At 38.3% G+C, this 18437-nt stretch carries 13 protein-coding genes, 1 tRNA gene and 1 pseudogene; 7 read left to right on the top strand and 8 right to left on the bottom strand.

Annotation, left to right across the window (positions count from 1 at the left end; translation table 11 throughout):
- Nucleotides 1–11: 11 nt before the first annotated feature.
- Nucleotides 12–1451: a glycoside hydrolase family 30 protein gene (locus B0B05_RS03280; RefSeq protein WP_076782057.1), complete on the top strand. Its 1440-nt coding sequence runs from the start codon at nt 12–14 to the stop codon at nt 1449–1451.
- Nucleotides 1452–1848: 397 nt separating this feature from the next.
- On the opposite strand, the gene B0B05_RS03275 is transcribed toward B0B05_RS03280, so the two are convergent.
- Nucleotides 1849–2958: a M14 family zinc carboxypeptidase gene (locus B0B05_RS03275; protein ID WP_076782140.1), complete on the bottom strand. Its 1110-nt coding sequence runs from the start codon at nt 2956–2958 to the stop codon at nt 1849–1851.
- A 341-nt stretch (nt 2959–3299) separates the two neighbouring features.
- On the opposite strand from B0B05_RS03275, the gene B0B05_RS03270 reads away from it, so the two are divergent.
- The 4 genes from B0B05_RS03270 (at nt 3300) to B0B05_RS03255 (ending at nt 7781) form a co-directional block, all read left to right on the top strand.
- The gene (locus B0B05_RS03270; protein WP_076782056.1) at nt 3300–4352 is read left to right on the top strand and encodes a TerC/Alx family metal homeostasis membrane protein; all 1053 of its coding nucleotides are present in this window, start codon (nt 3300–3302) and stop codon (nt 4350–4352) included.
- Nucleotides 4353–4870: 518 nt separating this feature from the next.
- Complete coding sequence (locus tag B0B05_RS03265; protein ID WP_076782055.1) at nt 4871–5380, top strand: helix-turn-helix domain-containing protein; 510 nt, start codon at nt 4871–4873, stop codon at nt 5378–5380.
- A 24-nt stretch (nt 5381–5404) separates the two neighbouring features.
- A tRNA-Arg gene (locus tag B0B05_RS03260) sits at nt 5405–5476 on the top strand.
- Between the two features lie 91 nt (nt 5477–5567).
- Nucleotides 5568–7781 (top strand): B12-binding domain-containing radical SAM protein, encoded by a 2214-nt coding sequence (locus tag B0B05_RS03255; RefSeq protein ID WP_076782054.1) that lies wholly within the window; start codon nt 5568–5570, stop codon nt 7779–7781.
- A 39-nt stretch (nt 7782–7820) separates the two neighbouring features.
- On the opposite strand, the gene B0B05_RS03250 is transcribed toward B0B05_RS03255, so the two are convergent.
- The 4 genes from B0B05_RS03250 to atpD form a co-directional block, all read right to left on the bottom strand.
- Nucleotides 7821–8255 carry a BamJ family beta-barrel-assembly machinery protein gene (locus tag B0B05_RS03250; protein ID WP_076782053.1) on the bottom strand — a complete coding sequence of 145 codons (435 nt, stop codon included), beginning with the start codon at nt 8253–8255 and terminating at the stop codon, nt 7821–7823.
- 23 nt (nt 8256–8278) lie between these two features.
- Entirely contained in the window at nt 8279–9697 is a 1419-nt protein-coding gene (locus B0B05_RS03245; RefSeq protein ID WP_143745932.1) for a sugar MFS transporter, read from the bottom strand.
- Nucleotides 9698–9949: 252 nt separating this feature from the next.
- Nucleotides 9950–10231 carry a FoF1 ATP synthase subunit delta/epsilon gene (locus B0B05_RS03240; RefSeq protein ID WP_076782051.1) on the bottom strand — a complete coding sequence of 94 codons (282 nt, stop codon included), beginning with the start codon at nt 10229–10231 and terminating at the stop codon, nt 9950–9952.
- 82 nt (nt 10232–10313) lie between these two features.
- Nucleotides 10314–11822, bottom strand: a complete 1509-nt coding sequence (gene atpD / locus B0B05_RS03235; RefSeq protein ID WP_076782050.1) for a F0F1 ATP synthase subunit beta — start codon at nt 11820–11822, stop codon at nt 10314–10316.
- Between the two features lie 161 nt (nt 11823–11983).
- Between atpD and B0B05_RS03230 the strand changes: the two genes are divergently transcribed.
- On the top strand, nt 11984–12910 hold the full coding sequence (locus B0B05_RS03230; protein ID WP_076782049.1) for a bifunctional riboflavin kinase/FAD synthetase: 927 nt from the start codon (nt 11984–11986) through the stop codon (nt 12908–12910).
- 57 nt (nt 12911–12967) lie between these two features.
- Here the strand turns inward: B0B05_RS03230 and B0B05_RS03225 are convergent.
- From B0B05_RS03225 to B0B05_RS03215, 3 genes and pseudogenes are all read right to left on the bottom strand, one after another.
- Nucleotides 12968–15224 (bottom strand): annotated as a pseudogene (locus B0B05_RS03225) (glycoside hydrolase family 3 C-terminal domain-containing protein).
- 158 nt (nt 15225–15382) lie between these two features.
- Entirely contained in the window at nt 15383–15733 is a 351-nt protein-coding gene (locus tag B0B05_RS03220) for an MmcQ/YjbR family DNA-binding protein (protein ID WP_076782048.1), read from the bottom strand.
- Nucleotides 15734–15744: 11 nt separating this feature from the next.
- Nucleotides 15745–16407 carry a LolA-like protein gene (locus B0B05_RS03215; protein WP_076782139.1) on the bottom strand — a complete coding sequence of 221 codons (663 nt, stop codon included), beginning with the start codon at nt 16405–16407 and terminating at the stop codon, nt 15745–15747.
- A 278-nt stretch (nt 16408–16685) separates the two neighbouring features.
- Here B0B05_RS03215 and B0B05_RS03210 point away from each other — a divergent pair, with 278 nt between their 5' ends.
- On the top strand, nt 16686–18431 hold the full coding sequence (locus tag B0B05_RS03210; RefSeq protein ID WP_076782047.1) for an FAD/NAD(P)-binding protein: 1746 nt from the start codon (nt 16686–16688) through the stop codon (nt 18429–18431).
- The last annotated feature ends 6 nt before the right edge of the window (nt 18432–18437 follow it).

Genomic DNA, 18437 nt, shown 5'->3' with positions numbered 1-18437 from the left:
TATAACCAATAATGAAAAGAATCATATTATCATGCTTAATAACAGGAATGATTATTAATACCAATGCCCAGAATTACTGGAAAAAAGGCATGAAGGAGGGCCGGGTGGTTATCACCTCTCAAAAGAACAACGAGAAATTTGCCCTGAAGCCTAATGCAAAATTCGTGGATTTTCCACAACCAAAAGAGACCGATGTCTGCGTTTTTGTAGATCCGGATTTTAAATATCAAAAATTAATAGGGATTGGCGGTGCCATTACAGATGCTTCTGCAGAGGTTTTTGCGAAGTTGCCTAAACACAAGCAGGAAGAACTTTTGGAAGCTTATTATGGCAAAACCGGATTGGGCTACACTATGATCAGAACCAATATGAACTCCTGCGATTTTTCCAGCGACAGTTATACTTATATCAAGGATAATGATACATCACTCAAATCTTTTGACATCCAACATGATGAACGGTTTAAAATTCCGTTGATTAAGTTGGCGCAACAGAGGATCGATCCCAAAAATTTCAAATTTTTTTTCAGCCCCTGGAGTCCTCCCGCATGGATGAAATCTAACAACAGTATGTTGCAGGGAGGCCGGTTACTGAACAAATATTACCAGATATGGGCCAATTATTATATCCGTTTTATTCAGGAATATGAGAAGAAAAAAATTCCGGTTTGGGGACTCACCATTCAAAATGAAGCCATGGCCACTCAAAAATGGGAATCATGCATCTATACAGCAGAAGAAGAAGCAAAATTCTTAAAAAATAATCTGGGGCCTACTTTGTGGCAAAATGGCTACAAAGACAAACAGGTCATCATTTGGGATCATAACAGGGACCTGCTGTACCAGAGAGCTACCACCACTTTGCAGGATCCGGAAACATCCAAATATGCCCACGGAATCGGCTACCACTGGTATGAAACATGGAATAACAAATCTCAGCTGTTTGATAATCTTTCTGAAACCCGCCGTGCCTTTCCTGATAAATTCCTGATTTTTACAGAGGGTTGCAAAGAACAATTTGATTTTTCAAAAATTTACGATGTAAGTTTAGGAGAACTGTACGGCCGAAATATGATCAATGACTTTAACAAAGGTACTGCCGGATGGACAGACTGGAACATTTTGCTGGATGAGAAAGGTGGGCCCAACCATGTTGGCAACTACTGTTTTGCACCCGTTATTGCCGATACGAAAACCGGAGAATTACACTATACCTATGAATATTATTACATAGGGCACATCTCAAAATATATAAAACCAAATGCGCAACGGGTTGGCAGTTCCACCAACAAAGATTATCTATTGTCGACCAGTTTTTTGAACGAAAATGGCGAACTGGTAGTTGTCGTAATGAATGAGAGTGATACCGATACAGATTATAACCTCTGGATTGAGGGCAAATCATCTAAGCTTGCCGCACCGGCACATTCTATACAGACTATAATTTTATAAATTATAAATTTTTTAGGGTTTGATAACAGCAGCTTTTTTAGCTGCTGTTGTTTTTTATCTGAATGATTGACAATCCGAGGGTGCAAACCTGAGACCTTTGGTATAATTAATGGCTTTGTGTGACTGATAGGTCAGGTTACCTTTATTATCCTGATAAGCACCAATGCCTTAATCATTATAAGGCGCTGATATATAATATTTTCAAAATGTCCTATAATTTATATTATGTTAAATTGGATAATAACAAAAGATATTTTTCTTAAGCATTGAGCCTGAAAATAAAATTTTAATTCTCCAGGATCATTAATTATAAATTTCAAGCATATCTAATATTAATAAAGATCCTGCGATTAAAATCTGCAATCTGGATTTATCATTTTGCAGATCTAACATTATATTATTTGTCTTCAATCGTAAAATCGACAACAGCATCAAGTTTGGGAAATTTTTTAAGAGAAACAAATTTCTTATCTGTACAGTCAATTTCTTGCCAGCCTTTTTTATGATTGAGGTCGCCAACTTCTATGACATAAGGTACATATGTCAGGCGGTTATCATCATCCATAATTTCTCTGTACTGTACGGCAATATCCAAAATGCAATCAAACTCGGTGTTAAGTTTAACATTTCTGTAGATTATATCAAAATGCGATTCTCTGTTTTGAGGAATATCAAAATAAGTCTCATATCCTAAAGTACCGCCTTGCAGCACAGACATAGCTTTTAAAGAATAATAGATCGCTTCTGTGTAAAACTCACGGGTTTTGGATCTTTCTAAATCATTCTCATAAAACCCACCTTCGAATAATATGGTAGGAATTCCTGCTTTCATAAAATTGTCACCGCTGGATGTTGGATAAAACTCATCGGTGTATTTTGCAATTCGGTTGGGCAACGTCTGCTTCATCTGCAAAAATACAGAGGCAATCACGGCCATGCTTTTTTTCCTGTTTTCTGTAATATCCCGGTCTTTATTTTCTGATGGCGACAAAAAAGAAAGCGTTGCAGGATGCACGCCATCGGTTGTAAAAATGGTACGCTGATCATGAAGATTTAATAGATAATCGTAGTTGTTCTCCAGAATCTGCTTTTTTAGAATTTTCATCTCTTTGCTGGAAGTCCGTAAGAAATCCCTGTTAATGTCAATATCATAAGCATTGCGCCTGGTCCAGACTTCGGAACCATCAGGATTCAACATAAAGATAAAATCAAGTTGTATCAGATCAAACAACTTTTCTTTTATATCAGGATGATTTTCAAAAATAGCAAGTAAATCCAGCATTGCCAGGGTTGCCGTAGATTCATTGCCGTGCATCTGAGACCATGCAGCCACCTTTAATCGACCTTTCCCAAGGCTTAACATATAAATTGGCCTGCCTAGACTTGACCTTCCTATCAGTTCTATATAATCGCTGTAATTGCTCGCTAAGTATTCTGATAGTTTTTCCGGAGAAATATAGCGTTCTGGGAAGTTTACATTTCTAACATAAGGGAAATTAAGGCTCATATCTGTATTCATTTACTTTCACAAAATTAACATTAATATTTTTTGAAAACAAATTACATTTGTAAACACATTAAACACCTTCAGATGACAGTTTGTCTGTTGATTATTTTGTTAATTGAATAATTATTATTTTAAAAATACAAATAACTAAAAACCAGTATTTTAAATATTTTATATAAAGCTAATTTTTAATCTTACTTTAAGTGAGTAATTAGCCTTATTTCACGAACTGTTCATCAATTCACTAAACAATATTTTAGCTTTAAATTGTTAGTTTTTACAAATGTGTAAAAGGCTAAATTCTAATTAATTCCCTACTTTTGCGACAATAAATAACAGTTATGAGCAACGAACTTCTATTCCTCATTGGATTTCTAATTTTTATTGTGGCGATTCTGGTTTTGGATCTTGGGATTTTTACCAAAAAGAAAGCCTCGGTCTCTCTAAAGCAAGCGGGACTGATGAGTGTTTTCATGGTTCTTCTGGCATTAGGGTTTTATATACTACTCACCTACTATGGCCATCTAATACACGGTATAGACAGTATGGAGCGTTTGCAGGAGATTGTCAAGAGACATCATCACCCAATCAAGATCGTACCGGGCAATTTGGAATACAGCATTATGTTATATGATAAGAATCTCGGGTTGGAGTTTTTAACAGGCTATGTTGTGGAGTATGCATTGTCTGTGGATAACATTTTTGTAATGCTTCTCATATTTAGTGGTTTTGGTGTTGCGCCAAGCAATTACCATCGGGTTTTATTCTGGGGGATTTTTGGAGCCATTGCCATGCGTTTTATTTTTATATTTATTGGTGCTGCCCTTATTCAGAAATTTGACTGGATTATGTACATCTTCGGAGCCTTCCTGGTGTATACCGGTATCAAAATGTTTATCGAAAGAAATAAACACGAGAAGATTGATCCCCAACATCATCCCGTCGTTAAGTTTGCACAAAAGCACTTTAAGGTGCATAACCAATTTGTTGGCAACCATTTTTTCACCGTTGTAGATGGCGTAAAGAAGATGACACCTCTTTTCCTAGTCCTTATTATAATAGAACTAACAGATCTTATCTTTGCTGTTGACAGTATTCCTGCGATTTTTTCTGTCACTAAGGATCCTTACATCGTGTTTTTCTCCAATATTTTTGCAATCATCGGACTACGTTCTATGTTCTTTTTGCTGGCCGGTATTGTTAATAAATTTCGTTTTCTCAAAGTTGGTCTGGCTGCATTATTAGCCTTTATCGGACTAAAAATGATCTTCCATCATTATCTGGATGATATCGGTTTCGGGACCTCTCATTCATTGATTGTGATCATCTCGATATTGGTAATTAGCATTGGTGCTTCCCTACTCTTCCCTGCAAAAAAGCCGCAGCATATTTAATCCATGTTTCAATTTAACTACCATTTTGTAACAAATTATACGTTCAACTATCTTATAATAACTTCTATTTTATAAAAGCCAGGGTAAAATTTGACTTAAAAATCCGCATCATATTCTTATATACGATGCGGATTTTTGTACTGTGTCGGTTCAACATTATTTTAGTGATGTACCAATTTCAGCGTTTTATAGTTCCATCATCATAGTTTAATATTCATATCGCTTTATATTAGCATTAATGAGCTCGTATATGTTAATGGTTCGTATTCGAGTTATGATCATGGAGTATTGAATTATTTTTACCCTCTATTTACGATTACTCTGTTTTCCACAACTATCTGCTGTAGATTCTAATTGTAAGCATACTTATTTACAAATTAACTTATAAAACACTGTCTCTTAATAAGTTGAATCGTTATCCCCAATAAGAAACACGTAATATAAATAGGTTTACAAAAGTAAATAATCTGCGTTACAATTGTAATTTAATATTCTAATTTATTTTTTACATTTGTGAAATGGAATTTAATGACAGAATTACAAAAGTAATAGAATATACAGAGTTAAGCCCTGCAGAATTTGCTGAAGAAATTGGAGTTCAGCGATCCAGCATCTCTCATATTATCTCCGGGAGAAACAAGCCTTCTCTGGACTTTATCATGAAGATCAAGAACAATTTTCCTGATCTGGAATGGGACTGGCTGATCAACGGCAAAGGTGAAATGCTCCACAATAAAGATGTTGAAAAACCAGATACTGAAAAGAATAATGAAGAAACAAAAGTAAAAGAGAAAAAATCACTTCCTGATCTTTTTTCTTTGCTGGACGATGAGAACTTTGGCAAAGATCCGGTTTCAAATTCCAATGCACGAGATTTTGATAAAACTGTACAAAGACAAACGCAAGAAAAAATATCCGATTCTCAGCGATTAGAAAATAATGGTCACAATTTAAAGGCACAACGAAAAGAAATTAGAAGAATTGTCTTTTTTTATACCGATGGAACTTTTGAGACTTACGAAAATTAACTAATTTTGTCAAGCCAAATTTAAGGCCTCATAGTTCAACGGATAGAATAGAAGTTTCCTAAACTTTAGATCCAGGTTCGATTCCTGGTGAGGCTACTAGAACTCCAACCTATTTTTTATAATATGCTGGAGTTTTTCTTTTGTTGAGATAACGTTTTAATAGTATTATCTTTGCGAAAAATAATTTTTGAAAGATCTTCTCCTTATAACGCCACCTTTTACCCAGCTCAATACGCCATATCCTGCAACGGCTTATATCAAGGGGTTTCTCAACACCAAGGATATATCCAGTTATCAGACAGATCTGGGAATAGAAGTTATTTTACAGCTTTTTTCAAAAGAAGGGCTTATTAATATTTTCGGTATCAGTCCGGATTTTGAAATCATTTCCGACAATTCCCAACGGATTTTTGCGTTGAGGGAAGACTATATCAAGACCATAGATCAGGTGATTCTCTTTCTGCAGAATCAAAATCCCACACTGGCCAGGCAAATTTGTACTATGAATTTTCTACCGGAAGCATCGCGGTTCAATCAGCTGGATGATATGGAGTTTGCATTTGGCAATATGGGTTTACAGGACAAGGCGAAGCATCTGGCCACTTTATATCTGGAGGATCTTTCCGATTATATCGTTGAAAATATAGATTCGGATTTTGGCTTTAGCCGCTATGCTGAAAGGCTGGGAAAAAGTGCCAATTCTTTTGATGAACTTTATCAGAAAATAACCGGTGACGAAAGTTATATAGATACTCTCACTTTAAAAATTCTGAAAGATAATATTGACCTTGTTCAGCCAAAAATGGTCTGTTTTTCGGTTCCTTTTCCTGGTAATTTATATTCGGCTTTCCGTTGCGCCCAATTTATCAAAGAACAGTATCCACACATCAGGACGGCAATGGGCGGTGGTTTCCCCAATACAGAATTGAGAGAGGTAAAAGATACAAGAGTGTTTGAATTTTTTGATTTCATCACTTTGGATGATGGCGAGCTTCCGATCGAATTATTATTTAAAAATATTGCTCAATCTCAGCATGATTCCGTCAATGAAAATCAAAGAGAAAGCCTTTATAAAAGGACATTCTTATTAGAAAATAACAAGGTTGTTTATAAAAATAATTCTACCGGACATGATTACAAGCAGTCTCAAATAGGGACGCCAGACTACTCTGATTTGCATCTCAACCAGTATATTTCTGTTATAGAAGTTGCCAACCCGATGCACAGTTTATGGAGCGACGGCCGATGGAATAAGCTGACGATGGCGCACGGTTGCTATTGGGGAAAATGCACTTTCTGTGATATATCACTGGATTATATCAAAATTTATGAGCCTGTGTCAGCCAAAATATTGGTGGACAGAATGGAAGAACTGATAGCCAACACCGGAGAGACAGGATTTCATTTTGTGGATGAAGCCGCACCACCTGCATTGATGAGAGAAGTTGCACTGGAAATCCTGAAGCGGAATCTGGTGGTAACGTGGTGGACCAATATTCGGTTTGAGAAAAGTTTTACCCGCGATTTGTGTTTTCTTCTGAAACTCTCCGGATGCATAGCGGTCTCAGGCGGATTAGAAGTTGCCAGCGACCGTTTGCTGAAGCTGATTGATAAGGGCGTTTCTGTGGATCAGGTCGCCAAAGTAACAAGAAATTTTACAGAAGCCGGGATTATGGTGCATGCCTATCTGATGTACGGCTACCCGACCCAAACCATTCAGGAAACGGTAGATTCTCTGGAAATGGTCCGCCAGTTATTTGAAATGGGGATTCTTCAAAGTGGCTTCTGGCATCAGTTTGCGATGACAGCACATGCGCCAGTTGGGATTAATCCGGAAGAATTTGGGGTCACTCCTATTAAGCAGGATATTTCCTTTGCCACCAATGATATAGATTTTACGGATAAAACCGGCATCGATCATAGCCAATTTAGTTTTGGTCTCAAGAAGTCATTGTTTAATTATATGCATGGGATCAATTTCGAAATCCCTTTGCAGGACTGGTTTGATTTCAAAATTCCAAGGACAACCGTTCATCCGGATTATATTCATGACTGCCTTTTAGAAGAAGACAGTTTCGGATTCAAAGGCAGCTCAAAGGTTATTTTTATGGACAGCAATGTCATTACAAAAGATCTGACCAAAACAAAAAAAGGATTGTCTCGCCAAGTCAAACAGATTACTTTTCATCTCAAAACCAACATCGTAAAGATAGAACTGGACCAAGAAAAAGCAGATTGGCTGATCCGGATTTTAGATGAAAACCCAATTCAAAATCAGAGAAAAATCACCTTACAACAACTGAAGGATGATTTTGAAACTCACTTTGACGATTTTGAAATCTTCTGGTTTTCCAGACCCATACAACAGCTTAAGGACAACGGCATTATCCTAAGCCTGTAAACATAAAAATCCCGAACAGTTAGTTCGGGATTTTTTATTTTATTGGATTCCTAACAGTTCCACTTCAAAAATGAGTGTACTGTTGGGCCCAATTTCTTTACTGATTTGTTCTTCACCGTAAGCCAAATTTGGAGGTAAAGTCAATTTCCATTTGCTTCCTACAGGCATCAGCTGCAAAGCCTCTGTCCAGCCAGAGATAACTCTGTTAAGCGGAAATGATGCCGGTTTGCCTCTTTTTACAGAACTGTCAAACACCTCGCCTGTTATCGTTGTACCGTGATAATGACACTTCACCGTATCTTTAGCTTTTGGTTTTGCACCATCGCCTTCTGTAATAATCTCGTATTGCAGGCCGCTTGGTAAAGTTGTAACACCTTCTTTTTCGGCATTAGCTTCCATATAGGCTTTACCATCATTAAGGTTTTTCTCGGCCAAAGCCTTTTTCTTTTTTAGTAATAGATCTGCTACACCCATCGTTATTTTTTTTTTAAAATTAATTAATGTCCGGATTTGGCATCAGCATCCTGCTTCACGTGTCCAAGATATTTGGTACAATAGGCTCCAAAAATCAAAATCACAATATAACAGAATACGGGAATAACAAACGAGTGCTGTACGCCAAACTGATCTGCCAGATAACCCTGGATGATCGGAACAATTGCACCACCCAAAATAGCCATAACCACCAAAGATGAACCCTGGCTGGTATATTTTCCTAATCCTGAGATCGCCAATGTGTAGATATTGGAAAACATGATCGAGTTAAATATCCCGATTCCCAAGATACTGTACATTGCCAATTCTCCATGGTTCAGCATGGCTGAAATTAATAGTAAAACATTGATGCCGGCAAATATGGATAATGTTCTTGCAGGAGCAGATTTACCTATATAAAAGGCCACAAAATTGAGTGCTATAAATACAAGGAAGAAACTGATCTGCGCAAATGATAAATCCACAATACTGAAAATAACCAGGAACACTGCTGCTGCTGCACCCAGCATATAGATTGCTTTTTTACCCTGGCTTATGGAATGGTTAAGTGATATCGCACCTAAGAAACGGCCAATCATAGCGCCGCCCCAATATAAAGAGAGATAGTTTTTGCTTACGACTTCGGACAGGTTCATAACCTGAGGTTGCTCCAAAAAGCTAATGATAAAACTGCCGACGGCCACTTCCCCACCAACATAACAGAACATGGCCAATACACCAAATTTCAGATGGTTGTGCTGTAATGCCCCAAAGCCTTTTACCAATTCTTCACCTTCAACTTTGAAATCCGGCAACTTGACACGTGAAATCATTACCGCAACCAATAATAAGATGGCCGCAAAAATAAGATACGGAATTTTGGTAGCTGTTGCGCTAAACGATCCGTCTGGTGCTGAAAACAATTCGAAGATCAAATGCCCGCCCAATACCGGCGCAATAGTTGTTCCGAAAGCGTTGAAAGCCTGCGTCATATTGAGGCGGCTGGAGGCTGAATCTTCTGGCCCCAGCAAGGAAACATAAGCATTAGCGGTAATCTGCAATACTGTGAAGCCCAAACCTAAGATAAACAAGGCTCCTAAAAACAGTGGATAAGAAGCGAAACTGGCAGCCGGATAAAATAAAATACATCCAAAAGCGGCAAGGAAAATCCCGAAGAGTATTCCTTTTTTATAACCGACTTTATCAATAGGGTCGCCTTTAGTGGTCGAAATTAAAAAATAAATCAATGAACCTATAAAATAAGCTCCAAAAAAACAGAACTGCACCAGCATAGACTGAAAGAATGTCAGGCTGAAGAGTTGTTTAAGATAAGGAATAAGGATGTCATTCATGCAGGTGATGAAACCCCACATAAAGAATAAAAGCGTAATCGTAATTAAAGGAACTGTATAAGTCCTTTTCGATTGTACATCGTTCATCATAATCAGTCTTTATTAAAATAAAAGAACCTAAAGATAATCTCTTTTCCCGATAAATACTCTACTCTTATTATTAATTTTAAATTCTGCATCTTTTGACATCCTTACATACAGATAGTGTGCTGGTTATAAGATGCTGTTTTTTGACTTTGCGGTTAAAATTAAGTATATTTTGAGCTAAAACGGTTATTTATAATTCACAAAAAAGCGGATGCAACTGCTGTTGATCCGCTTTTATTTTATATATTCAAGAGGTTATTCGCAAAGAATAATGCCTTTATCATTATTAAATTCTAAAACCCCGCTTTTGATTGTATAGGAAAAAGCTGATTTAGCTTCATTCTCTTTAGTAAAGTATTTTGAAAATGGAGATTTTACATTATCTGTATAAATCTTCACTTTTCCACCAACCAAAGCAGAAACAATCGCCGCGTGATTTTTGAAAATCTGGAATTCGCCGCTTTTACCTGGAAGCAAAACTGATTCTACCTCCCCTTCAAAAACAACATTCTCCGGAGTTAAAATTTTTATATTCATTCTTTTAGATTTAAAGATTTCAGACTTCAGATTTCAGACATTAAAGCCTTATGTCTATAATCTGATATCTTGTGTCTAACAATTACGCGTTTTCAGCTAACATTTTTTGTCCTGCTTCAATCGCTTCTTCGATAGTTCCTTTTAGGTTGAATGCAGCTTCAGGATATTGATCCAATTCTCCATCAATGATCATATTAAATCCTTTGATGGTATCTTTGATATCGACCAAAGATCCAGGGATACCTGTAAACTGTTCTGCAACGTGGAAAGGCTGAGACAAGAATCTCTGTACTTTTCTGGCTCTGTAAACAACCAGTTTATCTTCTTCGGACAATTCTTCCATACCAAGGATTGCGATGATATCCTGCAATGCCTTGTATCTCTGTAGAATCTCTTTGACTCTCTGTGCACAGTTATAATGTTCTTCACCAATGATTTCCGGAGCCAGGATTCTGGATGTAGAAGCCAATGGATCTACTGCCGGGTAAATACCTAATGAAGCAATTTTCCTGTCTAATACAGTTGTTGCATCCAAGTGGGCAAATGTAGTTGCCGGAGCCGGGTCAGTTAAGTCATCCGCAGGTACGTATACTGCCTGCACTGATGTAATAGATCCATTTTTGGTCGACGTAATCCGCTCCTGCATCGCACCCATTTCTGATGCTAATGTTGGTTGGTAACCCACCGCAGAAGGCATACGACCCAATAGTGCAGATACCTCAGAACCAGCCTGTGTAAAACGGAAGATGTTATCTACAAAGAACAATACATCTCTACCTTGTCCTGATTCACCGCCATCTCTATAATATTCAGCCAATGTCAAACCAGACAATGCAACTCTTGCTCTTGCTCCTGGCGGCTCATTCATCTGTCCGAATACGAAAGCAGCTTTTGAATCCTTCATTACTTCTAAGTCAACTTTGGAAATATCCCATCCGCCGTTTTCCATAGAGTGCATAAACTCATCACCATATTTGATAATCCCGGATTCCAACATCTCTCTCAAAAGGTCATTCCCTTCTCTGGTTCTTTCTCCTACTCCTGCGAATACAGAAAGACCACCGTGGCCTTTTGCGATATTGTTGATCAACTCCTGGATCAATACTGTTTTTCCTACACCGGCACCACCGAACAATCCAATTTTACCACCTTTGGCATAAGGCTCTACAAGGTCGATAACTTTGATCCCCGTAAAAAGTACTTCTGCCGAAGTGGAAAGCTGGTCAAATTTTGGTGCTTCTCTGTGGATTGGCAAACCGTTTTCTTTTGACAAATTCTGGATTCCGTCAATTGCATCTCCAACCACGTTGAAAAGACGGCCATTAACTTCCTCACCTACGGGCATTGTGATCTGTCTCCCAGTTACCTGAACATCCTGCCCTCTCTGAAGACCATCTGTAGCATCCATTGCAATACATCTTACTGTATCTTCGCCAATGTGTTGCTCAACTTCCAAAACCACTTTTTCGCCGTTATGCTTAGTGATTATTAGAGCGTCATATATTTTTGGTAATTCTTCAACTTCATTAAAAACCACGTCGATCACCGGTCCAATAATTTGTGAAATTTTTCCTTTAATTAGGTTTGCCATTACTAAATTTTTACTTGTGCGCAAAGATAATAAAACTTCGCAAATCAGCATTGTAAGAAAAAAAGATTTTTATCATATTTGTTTAACAATTTGCAACACTAATTTTAAGTGTATTTTTACCTCCGGCAAAATTCAAATATATTTGCCCTAAAATTGAGAGTTTGAAAATCATCAGAGACTTTACAGATTACAGTTCCCACAACCCATTAGCATTATCTTTGGGTATGTTTGACGGGGTTCATCTCGGGCATTTATCCATCATTAGGCAACTTAATGAGATTGCAGAAAAAGAACATCTGGAGTCTGCCATCCTCAGTTTTTGGCCGCATCCCAGAAAATTTCTGAATCCCGATGATGATGTCAAAATGCTGAATACGCTGGAAGAAAAACTGGAGTTACTCGACAAAAGCGGCATACAGAACATTTTCCTTAAAACCTTTGATGAAGAATTCCGAAATCTTTCAGGTGCTGATTTTTGTGAAAAAATACTGGTGGAAAAACTGAATGTTAAACATATTATTATTGGTTATGATCATACATTTGGAAAGAACAAAAGCGGTGATTTTAATCTGCTGAAGGCACTTTCCGGTGATTTAGGATTCAGAGTTGACCAGCTGGAGGCTGTAAAAAGCAATCAGCTCAATATCAGCTCCACTAAAATAAGACAGGCACTCTCCGAAGGGAAAATTAAAGAAGCTAACCAAATGCTGGGTTACCATTATCCACTGACGGGTAAAGTGATCCATGGTAAAAAATTGGGCAGAACAATTGGTTATCCTACCGCAAATATCGAGGTACCTGTTAACAAACTGCTTCCTAAAAACGGGGCTTATATTGTAGAGGTTTTTGTTGATCAACAATTTTACAAAGGGATGTTGAGTATCGGGACCAACCCAACTATTGACGATAAAAACCAGTCACTCCACACCGAAGTTTATATTCTTGATTTTGATCAGGACATCTACGGGAAAGAGATTACTGTAAAATTCAGGGATTTTCTGCATGACGAGATCCAATTTGAAGGATTGGAAAAACTGAAAGCCCGGCTAGACGAAGATAAAAAGCTGACGGACGAATTTAAATTTTAAAATAAAAAAAAGGATGGCAATTGTATTACCATCCTTTCTTTTTATTAAAACTGTAAGTTATCTTAAAGTAAATTTTGCTGTTGTCCTAATATCAGAAGATGAACTACCTACCAACACTTCGAATTCTCCCGGTTCTGCAACCCAATCGTGTTTCACCGGATCAAAGAAACTTAATGCAGATTGATCAATAGTAATAGTTACATCTTTGGATTCCCCGGCTTTTAAGAAGACTTTATCAAAGCCTTTCAGTTCTTTCAGTGGCCTTGGTAACGAGGATTTAAGGTCGCTGACATACAGCTGCACCACTTCTGCACCATCCACTTTACCTGTGTTTTTTACATTGACTGTAAAAGTAATTGTATCATCGGCAGTCATTTCAGATTTATCGGCTTTCACTTCCATATTGAAAATTTGTGTAACTCAATCCATGTCCGAAACTGAATAAAGGTTTGATATGTTGTGTATCATGCCAACGGTAGCCTACAAAAATCCCTTCATTATAAGTAATATTAATAGGATCTCTTAAATCTTTACCTTTTCCGGCGGCCAGTTCTTGTTTATTCCCCGGATACTCGCCTAAAGCGTGCGCCGAATTATCTTCTAATTTCACAGGAAAAGTAAAAGGCAATTTGCCGGAAGGATTGGCATCGCCAGCCAAAATTGCCGCAATGGCATGCCCTGATTCTGACCCCAGATACCACGATTGAACAACCGACGGCACTTCTTTGATCCACGGCATAGCTACGGCATTACCGGAAACCAAAACAACGGCAAGATTTTTATTGGCCTTAGCCAGTGCAGAGATGACCGCATCCTGATTGTAGGGCAAACCATAGCTTTCCCTATCCATGCCTTCTGCGTCCTGATGATCACTTTTATTAAGGCCACCTACAAACACTACAAAATCAGATTCTTTAGCCAATTTTACTGCTTCAGCAATCAGTTCGGCGGAAGAACGCGTTTCTTTGAGATCCTGCCCGGATTTCACCCCGTTGTAATCCCCGCCAACGTCGCCCACATACCCTCTTGCATAGACCACATCTGCCTGCTTCCCAAAACGTTGTTTGATGCCATCCAGAGGTAAAGTCTCGTATTTCACTTTCAGGGAAGAACTTCCGCCACCTACGGTCATCATTTTAATCGCGTTCTCTCCTATCACAGCAATCTTTTTAGTTTTTAAAAGATTGATTGGCAGGGTTGATTTTTGGTTCTGAAGAAGAACGATGCCTTCTGTTGCGATCTGTTTAGCGGCTGCCATATGATCTTCTGAAGCAATAGAACCAAATGGTTTATTCCTATTCATGGATGTCTTATAAGCCAGCCCCAAAACCCGCCTTACTTTGTCATCCAGTTCTTTGGTCCCAACCTTCCCAGACTTAATCAAATCAAGGTATGGTTTTGCCAGATAATAATTATCATAAGCATTACTGGTACCTTTTGACAGTCCATTGGTCCATGATCCAAATTCTAAATCCAAACCATTATGAATGGCCTGATCGGTATCCAAAACAGCGCCCCAATCCGAGATCACCACACCTTTATATCCCCATTCGCCTTTCAGGATGTCATTTAATAAATATTGATTGTGGCTGGCATGCTGACCTTTATAAAGATCATAAGCTCCCATAATCGTCCAGGAATCGCCTTCCTGAACTGCTGCTTTGAAGGGCGGCAGATAAATCTCATACAATGCCCGGTCATCCAAAATTACGTTGCTTGTATGGCGGAATGTTTCTTGATTGTTCAGGGCAAAATGCTTCACGCTCGTTGCAACACCATTGGACTGAACACCTTTGATATAAGGGACAACCATCTGAGAAGTCAGGAAAGGGTCTTCGCCCATGTACTCAAAATTACGGCCGTTCAACGGTGTACGGTAAATGTTAACACCGGGTCCCAGTATAACATCTTTTTTACGGTATCGTGCTTCTTCTCCAAGAGATTTCCCATAGACAGATGACATATTCCTGTTCCATGTCGCAGAAAGCGCCGTCAAAGCAGGATAAGCAATAATTGAGTCATTGGTCCATCCGGCCTGATCCCACTCGTCCCATAGCACTTCAGAACGTACGCCGTGCGGGCCGTCTGCTGTCCAAAGTTCAGGGATGCCAAGCCTTGGGACACCATGTGAACTGAACTTAGACTGCGCATGGATTAAATTTATTTTTTCCTCCAAAGTCATCTTTGCCAGAGCATCATCTATACGTTGTTCTACGGGTTTGGAATCATCCAGATAAACTGGTAATTTTTTTTGTGCAAAACCAAATTGTGCCATACAACCCAGCATTGACAAAACCATTATTTTTTTGAGCATAACATTTTATTTACTAATACTTTTTTTGAATGCTAAATATACAAATTATAGTATTATCTCAAAATGAGAAAATAAATATCGCCAATGTTATCAGGCTAAGACGGATTCCAAAAGGAAGTAAAGTAAACGGTATGTTAAAAGATAATGCCTGAAAAAACCTACTTGGAAATCTCTGCCTGTAACTTTTTGGTTAATGATTTAAACACCAAATCATAAGAATGATCTATCAGTTTCAAGATCAAATCTTTTTTGAGACCATCACAAACAACTGCGTTCCAATGGGTTTTATTCATGTGGTAAGCACCGGTAATCTGAGGAAATTCTTCGCGTAGGGTCTCGCTCCACTCCGGGTCTGCTTTTGCAGAAAAAGTTGCAGGCTGGTGCTCCAGCGGTATCAGCAGGAACATTTTGCCACCAACTTTGAACACCAGGGTTTCGGAATCAAAAGGCAAACCTTCGGTAACAGCTTTTTTGGACAGACAATACTGGCGGATTTCTTCAACTTCCATAAAAAGTGAAATTAGAATTTAAACGTGTTCTTTGGCAACTCCTTATTAATTTCGATTTTGTTAATCATCATGACATAATCGCTGTCTTTCTTTGGCGAAGAGGATTCTATACGGTAAGCCATCAGCAGATTCCCTACTCTTCTGTAATCAGAATAAGTCAGGATTTCATCTTTCTTGATTTCCCGGTAAAGCATATAATTTTTGACATCAAAATAGTAAACCGTTTTGTTGACATTCTTCGTCAGTTCAATCTTAAAAAAATACTGTTCACCAATTTTTTCTTTACCAAGAAACTTAGCTTCAAAACCTTTATTATCCCAGTCTATAAAGTCGTTATCAAAATTCTCAGGAACGTAATCGTTATACTGTTGCAGTTTGTTCTGCGCATAATTCATGGCATAACCGTTTTTACCATCGTAACCTTCTACAGGGGTTTCTTTACCACCTATTATAATGGCCGTTTTTGTAAGATTGGGGCGCTGCTGGTAGATTTTTATAGGATACTGGTCATTTACACCAAGGGTTACTCGGCCCTGTATCTGTACAGTATTCAGAAGTTTCCAATTGGTAAGGCCGCCGGAGTTTTCTATATTTTTATCAATGATTTCTTTAGCACTTTGTGCCGTGGCAGTAATAGAAAAAATGATGGATAATATATAGATTAACTTTTTCATGTGTAGATTTTTATTTTTTCCAAAGGCTATATGCCATCGCGTGATCTTCATGGATATTGGCCTGCAAAGTTGCTAATAGCAATTTAGTGAATTAATTTTAAGGCCTCAAAGATAATTATTTTTTACACGCAGGCTATTTCAAATCTTAGGTTTAACCTTATTTTATAAAACGTAAGGCTATGATTTTTTTCCTTCCCCGCATTATTCGTGCGCTTTGGTTTGTGTTTTGAATGACTTGAAATTATTAACATTCTTAATCTAGTTTAACTGACAATTTTATGCGAGAAAACAATAACTGCAGTATTGCGATGATTGGTGGCGGTCCGGCAGCACTTCTTTTACTTAAAAACATGCTGGACCATGCGTTTTTACCGGATAAAATATATGTCTTCGAGAAGAGTAACCGCTTCGGTACAGGGATGCCTTACAGCAAATACGGTTCTGGGAAGGAACACGTGGCCAACGTTTCCGCCAACGAATTACCCAATTTCACCATTGATTTTGAAACCTATATAAGAGATCATCCAACCAGCGATTATCCGGATTTTGTATCAGACGGTTCAGTCAATCCATATCAGGTGATACCAAGACTTCTTTTGGGCGATTATCTGGAATTTCAGTTTGACTGGTACATCCATCAGTTGAGGGAAAAAGGCGTTGAAATGATTTGCAAAAAAAACTGTCCCGTAAAAGATATTGTACGAGCAAAAGAACCGATGTTATATCATATTATATCCGAAAATGATAATGTATTTTTGGCCTCAACCATCATTCTCTGCACAGGCCATACCTGGCCAAAAAAAAATGAAGGCACCGTTAAAAACTGGTACGATTCACCCTATCCGCCATCCAAATTTGTTGGGCCAAATAATTTTTCCGTTGCGATCCGCGGGACATCGCTCACCGCAATAGATGCCGTGAAAACCCTGGCGCGGCTCAACGGTCATTTTGAATATGTGGATAAAGATCATTTGAAATACCAGCTGAATCCTGAATCGGAAAAATTCAGAATCGATCTTTTCTCTACTGGTGGTTTTTTGCCTGCGCTGCGTTTTCATTCAGAAGGTGAAGCGTACAGTAACGACTGGATAATGTCTTTGCCCGAAATCTACGAGTACAAGCGCCAGCACGGTGGTTTTGTTGACTTAGATTATGTTTTTGAAATTAATTTTAAAAAGCCTCTGAAAAAGAAAGATCCCGCTTTTTATAACCAAATAAAAGACCTTAGTATAGAAGCATTTGTTGAAAAGATGCTGAGCATCCGAAAAGAACTGGATAGCTTTGACCTCTTCGAAGCGGAGTACAAAGAAGCTGAAAAATCAATAGACAGGCATAAACCGATAAGCTGGAAAGAAGCGTTAGCCGCATTTAGCTATGCGATGAATTATCCTGCTAAGCATTTTTCTGCAGAGGACATGCTGCGCCTGCGAAAAACGCTGTTACCCCTGATATCGATTATTATTGCATCGTTACCGCAAGGTTCTTATAAAGAACTCATGGCGCTTTATGACGCCGGAATTATAGATCTTATACAGGTAGATAAAGAAAGCCATGTTGAGCCGGGAACAGACGGTGGTGGCATTTATCATTATCAGTCACCGGATAAAAAACCCATAGAGAAATATTATCCAATGTTTGTGGACGCGATTGGGCAGCAACCGATGGATTTGGCAGATCTTAATTTTGATGGACTCAAGGAGGATCAACTTGTCAGTACTGCTTATCTCAATTTCAAAGATAATCAAAATGCCGAAGAACTCTTAAAAGAAGATACCGATGATCCTATTTTCCGCTCATTCCAAGACCAGTATTCGCTCCGGGTTCATGGTCTGGAAATTAACGATTATTTCCAATCTCTTAACAATTATGGTGCAATCATCGATAGTCTTTACATCATGGCAGTACCATTTATTGGTGGATTAAACCCTGATTATTCCGGCCTGGATTTTTGTGATACAGCGGCAGAGCGCATTGTTAATTCATTACTATCCAAAAAAAGTAGGATTATGAATTTTACTGATTAAGGCAAT

It is taken from the genome of Epilithonimonas bovis DSM 19482, from assembly GCF_900108115.1.
GTDB classification, from domain to species: domain Bacteria; phylum Bacteroidota; class Bacteroidia; order Flavobacteriales; family Weeksellaceae; genus Epilithonimonas; species Epilithonimonas bovis.
This window is presented reverse-complemented; position numbering and strand designations above follow the sequence as displayed.

Excerpts from the sequence above, each read along its gene's own strand:
- B0B05_RS03280 (WP_076782057.1), top strand. The coding sequence starts at position 12 with ATGAAAAGAATCATATTATCATGCTTAATAACAGGAATGATTATTAAT.
- B0B05_RS03275 (WP_076782140.1), bottom strand. The coding sequence starts at position 2,958 with ATGAGCCTTAATTTCCCTTATGTTAGAAATGTAAACTTCCCAGAACGC.
- B0B05_RS03270 (WP_076782056.1), top strand. The coding sequence starts at position 3,300 with ATGAGCAACGAACTTCTATTCCTCATTGGATTTCTAATTTTTATTGTG.
- B0B05_RS03265 (WP_076782055.1), top strand. The coding sequence starts at position 4,871 with ATGGAATTTAATGACAGAATTACAAAAGTAATAGAATATACAGAGTTA.
- B0B05_RS03250 (WP_076782053.1), bottom strand. The coding sequence starts at position 8,255 with ATGGGTGTAGCAGATCTATTACTAAAAAAGAAAAAGGCTTTGGCCGAG.
- B0B05_RS03245 (WP_143745932.1), bottom strand. The coding sequence starts at position 9,697 with ATGATGAACGATGTACAATCGAAAAGGACTTATACAGTTCCTTTAATT.
- B0B05_RS03240 (WP_076782051.1), bottom strand. The coding sequence starts at position 10,231 with ATGAATATAAAAATTTTAACTCCGGAGAATGTTGTTTTTGAAGGGGAG.
- atpD (WP_076782050.1), bottom strand. The coding sequence starts at position 11,822 with ATGGCAAACCTAATTAAAGGAAAAATTTCACAAATTATTGGACCGGTG.
- B0B05_RS03220 (WP_076782048.1), bottom strand. The coding sequence starts at position 15,733 with ATGGAAGTTGAAGAAATCCGCCAGTATTGTCTGTCCAAAAAAGCTGTT.
- B0B05_RS03215 (WP_076782139.1), bottom strand. The coding sequence starts at position 16,407 with ATGAAAAAGTTAATCTATATATTATCCATCATTTTTTCTATTACTGCC.
- B0B05_RS03210 (WP_076782047.1), top strand. The coding sequence starts at position 16,686 with ATGCGAGAAAACAATAACTGCAGTATTGCGATGATTGGTGGCGGTCCG.